Annotated in this window: 8 protein-coding genes; 7 read left to right on the forward strand and 1 reads right to left on the reverse strand. The window is 49.4% G+C overall.

Translation table 11 applies throughout. The features are described 5' to 3' along the window. Nucleotides 1-375 precede the first annotated feature (375 nt). The gene (locus H6F80_RS04650; protein ID WP_190790441.1) at nucleotides 376-588 is read left to right on the forward strand and encodes a hypothetical protein; all 213 of its coding nucleotides are present in this window, start codon (nucleotides 376-378) and stop codon (nucleotides 586-588) included. 48 nt (nucleotides 589-636) lie between these two features. After that, nucleotides 637-1,821 carry an HlyD family efflux transporter periplasmic adaptor subunit gene (locus H6F80_RS04655; protein WP_190790442.1) on the forward strand — a complete coding sequence of 395 codons (1,185 nt, stop codon included), beginning with the start codon at nucleotides 637-639 and terminating at the stop codon, nucleotides 1,819-1,821. Here the strand turns inward: H6F80_RS04655 and H6F80_RS04660 are convergent. Continuing rightward, nucleotides 1,793-2,005, reverse strand: a complete 213-nt coding sequence (locus tag H6F80_RS04660; protein ID WP_190790443.1) for a hypothetical protein — start codon at nucleotides 2,003-2,005, stop codon at nucleotides 1,793-1,795. The two genes, H6F80_RS04655 and H6F80_RS04660, sit on opposite strands and share 29 nt — an antisense overlap. A 16-nt stretch (nucleotides 2,006-2,021) precedes the next feature. Between H6F80_RS04660 and devC the strand changes: the two genes are divergently transcribed. The 5 genes from devC to H6F80_RS04685 form a co-directional block, all read left to right on the forward strand. Continuing rightward, nucleotides 2,022-3,200: an ABC transporter permease DevC gene (gene devC, locus H6F80_RS04665; protein ID WP_190790444.1), complete on the forward strand. Its 1,179-nt coding sequence runs from the start codon at nucleotides 2,022-2,024 to the stop codon at nucleotides 3,198-3,200. Nucleotides 3,201-3,263: 63 nt separating this feature from the next. After that, entirely contained in the window at nucleotides 3,264-4,007 is a 744-nt protein-coding gene (locus tag H6F80_RS04670) for a DevA family ABC transporter ATP-binding protein (protein ID WP_190790445.1), read from the forward strand. Between the two features lie 303 nt (nucleotides 4,008-4,310). After that, nucleotides 4,311-5,363 (forward strand): aromatic ring-hydroxylating dioxygenase subunit alpha, encoded by a 1,053-nt coding sequence (locus H6F80_RS04675; RefSeq protein WP_190790446.1) that lies wholly within the window; start codon nucleotides 4,311-4,313, stop codon nucleotides 5,361-5,363. Between the two features lie 48 nt (nucleotides 5,364-5,411). Beyond that, nucleotides 5,412-6,446 (forward strand): aromatic ring-hydroxylating dioxygenase subunit alpha, encoded by a 1,035-nt coding sequence (locus H6F80_RS04680; protein ID WP_190790447.1) that lies wholly within the window; start codon nucleotides 5,412-5,414, stop codon nucleotides 6,444-6,446. 92 nt (nucleotides 6,447-6,538) lie between these two features. Continuing rightward, on the forward strand, nucleotides 6,539-7,007 hold a 469-nt coding region (locus H6F80_RS04685), incomplete at its 3' end, for an MFS transporter (protein WP_190790448.1).

The following is a 7,007-nucleotide window of genomic DNA, read 5'->3' on the forward strand; positions in this document are numbered from 1 at the left end:
CTGCCTCGATTGCTTTAGTGCGGAGGTCGTAGCTGTAGGGGGCGGACATGACCATTTCCCAACTCTCTTCTAGCCTCTATGTTACTGTCCTATCTCTGTTGCGTAGGGCTATAAAATAACGGCTCGACAAGTGCCTTTAATCTTTGTCTTTGCAATTCCTGGTATCGTCCCTTTGGAAGCGCAATGCAGAATGCCGAAGTCGATCACCCCTGTAAGAGTCGTTTTTGCAGGAAAGCTTCCTATGTAGTCACTACAGGAACGCAAAGGGACGCAAGGGGACGCAAGGGGACAATGTTACCTTGACTTGTTTCTGGGTACTCTAAGCCTAAATTCAGCACGGTATCGTCGCTGATCTATATTTCAGGGGAACGTCCCATGAGCAAGCGTGTGAGCCGACCGTCCCGAAGGGGAAACAGCTTTGCATCAATTTCTGACCCGCAGGCTAAAGAGAAGATTGAGCAATTTCGCCAGGAGCTAGGTCAACAGATCGATCACGCGATCGATCACCACGAATTCAAGATGGTTTACATCGGCATTGCAACCTTGGTGCTGTTTGCTGGCGTGATTTATGCTGCCTGGAAGTTCTAGAGCCGTTTCCTGAAACTTCCTCAAACAATTTATTACCAATAGGCGATTATGCAGAAGCAGTTTGCGAGAGTGCAGGGATACTGGCTCGTTTTAGCAATCGGCTGTATGGGAATGGGAGTCTGGGCAGTTCAGCGGATTGCAGTACCGAGTCGTGCATCTGTCGAAACACCCGTGACCGCTCCTCAGCCGATTCGGGCAGTTGCCACCCTTGGACGTATTGAGCCGGAAAGCTCGATTATCAAAGTTTCAGTTGCCAACGCCAGGGATAGTCGAGTCAATCGCTTGCTGGTGGCAGAAGGCGATCAGGTTCAAGCCGGGCAGGTGATTGCGATTTTGCAGGGGCTAGAGAAACAGCAGGCTGCGGTGATCGAAGCTGAAAATAGCGTGGCGATCGAGCAGGCAAAGTTGAAGCAGGTTCAGGCAGGTAGCAGCAATTCCAGTCAGATCCGGGCACAGCAGGCTGCGATTGTCCGACTCCAAGCGGAACTGAACACAGACACCGTCGCGAAACAGGCATCCCTACGTCGAGCTGAAGTCGAGCTACAAAATGCTCAAACGACTTACAATCGATACGCTCAACTGTTTGAGCAGGGGGCAATTAGCGCAGCGACATTAGATGGCTATCGCAGAAACTACCGCACCTCCCAGACCCAAGTGACCGAGGCACAAGCAGAGTTAGCGAATACGATCGCAACCCTCAATGCCCAGATCATTCAAGCAAAAGCAACCCTGAACAACTTATCAGAAGTGCGCCCGGTGGATGTTACAGTGCCCCAGGCACAAGTCCGCTATGCCATTAGCAAACTTGCCAGCGAACAAGCCGAACTTGAAGATTATTATGTTCGCGCTCCGGCCGCCGGACAAATCCTCAAAATTAACACTCAGATTGGCGAGCAGGTTGACTCGGAAGCGGGTATTGTCGATTTGGGACAAACCGATCGCATGGCAGTCATCGCAGAAGTGTATGAAACTGATGTTCCTAAGATCAAAACTGGGCAACGGGCAACGATCGCCAGCGAAAATGGTGGCTTTACTGAGGAATTAAAGGGAACGGTCGAACAGATTGGCTTACAGGTAAAAAAGGTAGATATTCTCGACACTGATCCTGCTGCCAATAGCAATGCACGAGTCGTAGAAGTCAAAATTCGCCTGGATGCTCAATCAAGCGAGCAAGTTGCAGGATTGACCTATATGCAGGTGAGAGTCAAAATTCACCGGGATAAAGCCGATTGATCCGAACCGTTTCCCTAGCGGGGCAATTCTGCGAGGAAGCGAGCCAATGACGCTCACGCTCAAAGTCACCTATTGACGGGAAATTGAGGAGGCGATGCAGCACCTTTGACACGCTTGAAGACACTTCCTCGTCCGATCGATTGGCAGAAATATACAGCGTTTTCTGCACTTTTCGATATTCCACTTTTGCCTCGATACCTATGCAAATTTCTAAACCATTCAAGTTCAGTTTACCGAAGGAAATCCCGCTGGCGTGGTCGCAGTTGTCTCATCAGAAGGTGCGGCTGCTGGTTGCAATCTCAGGAATTTCGTTTGCAAATATTCTGATTTTTATGCAGCTTGGCTTTCGCGCTACCATGTTCGATGGCGTGACTCGCTTTCCCGAAAATGTTCAGGGAGATTTGTTTTTAGTGAATCGCAACTCGAAATTTTTGGGTAATCAATCTTTTCCCAAAGATCAGCTTTATCGGGTTAGCGCGATCGACGCTATTGAAGCCGCAAAACCGCTTTATTACACGCAAACGTCCTGGGTAAATCCCTGGAATAAGGAAGTCACTGATGTCACTGTGATCGCATTTAATCCGGCTCAGCCCGTGATGAACCTCCCTGCGATTAATCAACAGTTGGTGCAAATTGAGCAGCCTGACACGGTGCTGTTCGATCGCAAATCTCTGTCTTCACTGGGTTCAGTAGGTCAGGCGTTTGAGCAGGGCGAGACGGTCTCGACGGAGGTAGGCGATCGACAAATTTGGGTCGGTGGGCTATTTTCAATGGGGAGCAGCCTGTTTAAGCGGGGTCATGTCGTCACCAGTGATCTGAACTATCTGCGTTTGTTTGGTGAAGCGGGTGCGGATAACATTCATGCAGGAGTTTTGACGTTAGAGCCAGATGCGAATCCGGTTGAAGTCATTGCCCAGCTTCAAACCATCTTGCCAGAAGACGTTGCGATACTCAACCATCAGGAACTCATCGCGCTCGAAAATCGCTACTGGTCAAATCAGCCGCCTGGAATCATCTTTAACTTTGGAACCATTATGGGTTTTGTGGTAGGGGTGATTATTGTGTACCAGGTGCTTTATACCGACGTAAACGAGCATTTGCCGGAATATGCCACGCTAAAGGCGATCGGCTACTCAGATAATCAACTGCTTGTCGTGGTGTTTCAAGAAGCCATTATTCTAGCGGTGCTGGGTTTTCTGCCCGGATTTGGCTGCTCGATCGCGCTTTACGGAGTGCTGGGAAATTTAACCCAGCTTGCAGTGGTAATGCGGTTTGATGTTGCGTTGCAAGTGTTCATTCTCACAGTGCTGATGTGTATGATTTCAGCCGCGATTACAGTTCGCAAATTGCGATCGGCTGATCCCGCAGATGTTTTCTAAGTTGTTTTCCTCATTATTCTTTGTTGATTGTCTCGCTCTGTCACTTTCTTCTCAGCATTATTTATGCCACTGTCCGCAATTTCGGTTCGTCAGCTTCATCACGTTTATGGAAAAGGCAATCTCCGTAAACCTGTTTTGATCGATATTAATCTCGATATTTTTGCAGGTGAAATTGTCATTCTCACGGGCCCATCTGGAAGCGGTAAAACGACGCTGTTAAGCTTAATGGGCGGATTGCGATCGGTGCAGGAAGGCAGCTTAAAGGTGCTGGGGCAGGAGCTACAGGGAGCGAAGAAACGCCAGCTTGTGCAGGTTCGCAGTCGGATTGGCTATATTTTTCAAGCACATAACTTACTCGACTGTTTAACTGCCCAGGAAAATGTCCGAATGTCGCTGCGCCTGCACCCCGAAATTTCATTTGAGGAACGAACGCGCCGCTGTGTAGAAATGCTGGAAGCCGTTGGGCTGGGTCAGCGCATAAACTACTATCCCGATAGTCTTTCGGGCGGGCAAAAGCAGCGAGTGGCGATCGCCCGTGCCCTGGTGAGTCAGCCTCAGCTCGTGCTGGCAGATGAACCAACGGCTGCGCTGGATAGTAAATCGGGACGGGATGTGGTGGAAATTTTGCAGCGGCTTGCCAAAGAGCAGGGCTGTACGATTCTGCTGGTGACGCATGACAACCGCATTTTGGATATTGCCGATCGAATTATTCACATGGAGGACGGTCAGCTTATTCAAAATGTCAGTTCTATTGAAAGTAACAGCTCATCACCAAACTATTCTCCTGCACTGGCTGAATCTGCCTGAACCTGCCGGAATCTGCCTGAATTGACACTTCGATTAAGCTTTTCAGCCTTAGAAATTGAACCCATTTATTCCTGAAACCGCACGGGTTGCGCCCTTTCTTAAGGACGAGTCGCCAACTGAATTGCAGATAAAAATCAACCGAAATGCTACTTCAATGCTCATTCTGGGAACTCTGCTGAACAGCAATTTCTCAACAACATTGTGCGGCAACTTACTCTTTTCTACTCCTTCAAACTCTTCTAGCAAACGCATTGAAGGAGATGAATTTCACGCTGCTAAACACTATCGGTTAGGAGATTCCCTATGCTTAAAAACTTTTGGTATGCCGTTGAATTTAGTGCTGCTGTGCGTGACCAGCCCCGACAGGTCCGGCTCATGGGTCAGGATTATGTGCTATACCGCGATCGCCAGGGGCAGGTGATTGCCTTAATCGATCGCTGTATTCACCGGGGAGCTGCTTTATCAGGTGGATGGGTCGAGGGAGACTGTATTCGCTGTCCCTATCACGGCTGGCGTTACGCAAGCGACGGCAAGTGTGTGGAAGTGCCTGCGGATCAGACGGGTGTGCCAATTCCGAAGCGGGCAAAGGTCGAGCCTTTCTCGGTGGAAGAGCGCTACGGATTTATCTGGCTATTTGTGGGCGATTTGCCATCGGAGCAGCGTCCTCCGATTCCTCCGTTTCCAGAGTTTGATGATCCGGCATGGCGCAGTGTCAGCGGCGAATATACCTGGAACGCGCACTATACTCGCGTGGTTGAGAGCGGTCTGGATAGCTCCCATGCGCCTTTTGTGCATTCCGTGTTCTTTCATCACCGAAATGATGCCGAAGTACCACCCTACGAGGTGCAAATTGATGACTGGACTGCTACGGCTAAAACCATTTCCAAGCCGCCGAAGCGAGCGGGGCTACTAAAGCTGATTGTGAAGCGCGATCGTCCTTTTTCCAGTGCAACTCTAACGGTTCACCTGCCCAACATTAATCGCATTCACTTGGACTTTAACTACCGGGGATTTCAATACATTTACTTTGCCAGCAATATTCCGATCGATGAACACACCACTTTAACCAAGTGGATTGGACTGCGAAACTTCCTGACACAGCCCTGGGCAGACTGGAATTCTCGCAAAAACACCAATGACACTTATTACGAAGACAAGGCTGTGATTGAAAGCCAGGTTCCGAAGGTCGTGCCGCTCACCGGAGAAATCTTGATTGCTTCGGATAGTCTTCAGCTTGCCTACCGAAAACTGCTGCGGAAATATGTCGAGCAGGGCTGGGCAATCGGGGATTACGGAATTCCGACAGGATTGATTGAGACAAACGGGAAACAGGCAGCAGTGGTGACAGCAGGATAGCTCGATCGGTGAAAAAAACGTGCAAGAAAACGCGAAGGAAAATAGATGATGCTAAAGAATTTTTGGTATGCTGTCGAGCTGAGCCATGAGGTTACTTCAGCCCCAAAGCCGCTGAAACTGATGGGTAAAGAGTATGTCCTGTATCGGCATCAGGGGCAGGTCGTTGCGCTCGATAATCAGTGCGCTCATCGGGGAGCAAGTTTGGCAATGGGCTGGACAGAAGGAAACTGTATTCGCTGTCCCTATCATGGCTGGCGCTACGAGGCAGATGGACGGTGCAGTCATATTCCGGCAGATTCAGCTCAAACCCCGATTCCTAAGCGGGCGCGGGTTCAATCGTATCCAATCCAGGAGAAATATGATCTGGTCTGGATGTTTGTCGGAGACCTGGATTTGCCTGCCGATCGCCGTCCGCCGATTCCTGACTTTCCCCAGTTTGAATCTCCAGAGCGGCCCCCCGCTTTTAGCCGCTATACGTTTAACGCCCACTTCACCCGTACTATGGAAAACGGGATTGATGCTGCCCATGCACTGTATGTTCATCAAGGGGCGATCGGCACGAGCAAGGCTCCGCAAAACACCCAGATCGAAGACTATGAAGTTGAGATCAGTGAGTATGAAATGACGGCGAGCCTGGAGATCAAGGTGAATCGTTTAAATGGCCTGATGCGGTTTGTGATGCAACAAGACGACCCCGATGCGCGGAAAGGTTATCGGTTTGCTCTGCCCAATATCACTTACTCTTCGGTGCAATTTGGTCGCTTTAAGTTAGAAAGCATTCTCGCTCACATTCCGGTCGATGACACCACAACGATCGTCAAGTCAGTCAATATTCGTAACTTCCTGAACAATATGCCGATTCTTGATCATTGGCTCGATCGCCATACGGCGCAGGTCGGCAATAACATTTTGCAGGAAGACGATGTGGTGGTGAAAACCCAGTTTCCTCGCTATGCACCCTACAACGAAATGGGACGCGAACTGCTAGTCGCTTCAGATGCAACCCTGATCGCTTACCGCAAACTGCTGAAAAAATATGCCGATCACCCTGTGATTCTGGAGCAGCCGGAAATCATGGTTTAGGCGGCTGTTTGAGAAGAGGGCAGTGTAAGAGATTTAACACTGCTCAAACATTCTCGAATCAGTATTTTTCTTTTCCCTACGTGAGTTAATTTATGTCTTCAAGTCCTCTCCCAGCAAAGGCACTTTCGATGCCTCGACTGCTGTTTATTTTCATCACCATTTTGATCGACAAATTAGGGGAAAGTTTGATTTTTCCGATTTTACCCTTTCTGGTTGAACGGTTTCGATCGGATGCGTTTACGCTTGGTCTTTTAGCATCATCGTTTGCGATCGCTCAATTTATTGCCAGTCCCATTATTGGCGGATTGTCCGATCGCTATGGGCGTCGTCCGATTTTGCTTGTATGTGTTTTGGGAACAGCAGTTTCGTATTATCTATTCGGTTTTGCGGCAAGTTTGTGGATGCTATTTTTCTCTCGTGTGGTAGATGGAATCACGGGCGGAGTGGCGGCGACAGCTCAAGCCTACATTGCCGATATTTCCTCGCCGGAAGATCGAGCGAAAAACTTCGGTTTAACAGGTGCAGCGTTTGGGCTAGGCTTCACGCTGGGTCCAGCATTGG

The sequence above is a fragment of the Leptolyngbya sp. FACHB-711 genome, assembly GCF_014695615.1.
Taxonomy (GTDB): Bacteria; Cyanobacteriota; Cyanobacteriia; order Elainellales; family Elainellaceae; genus Leptolyngbya_A.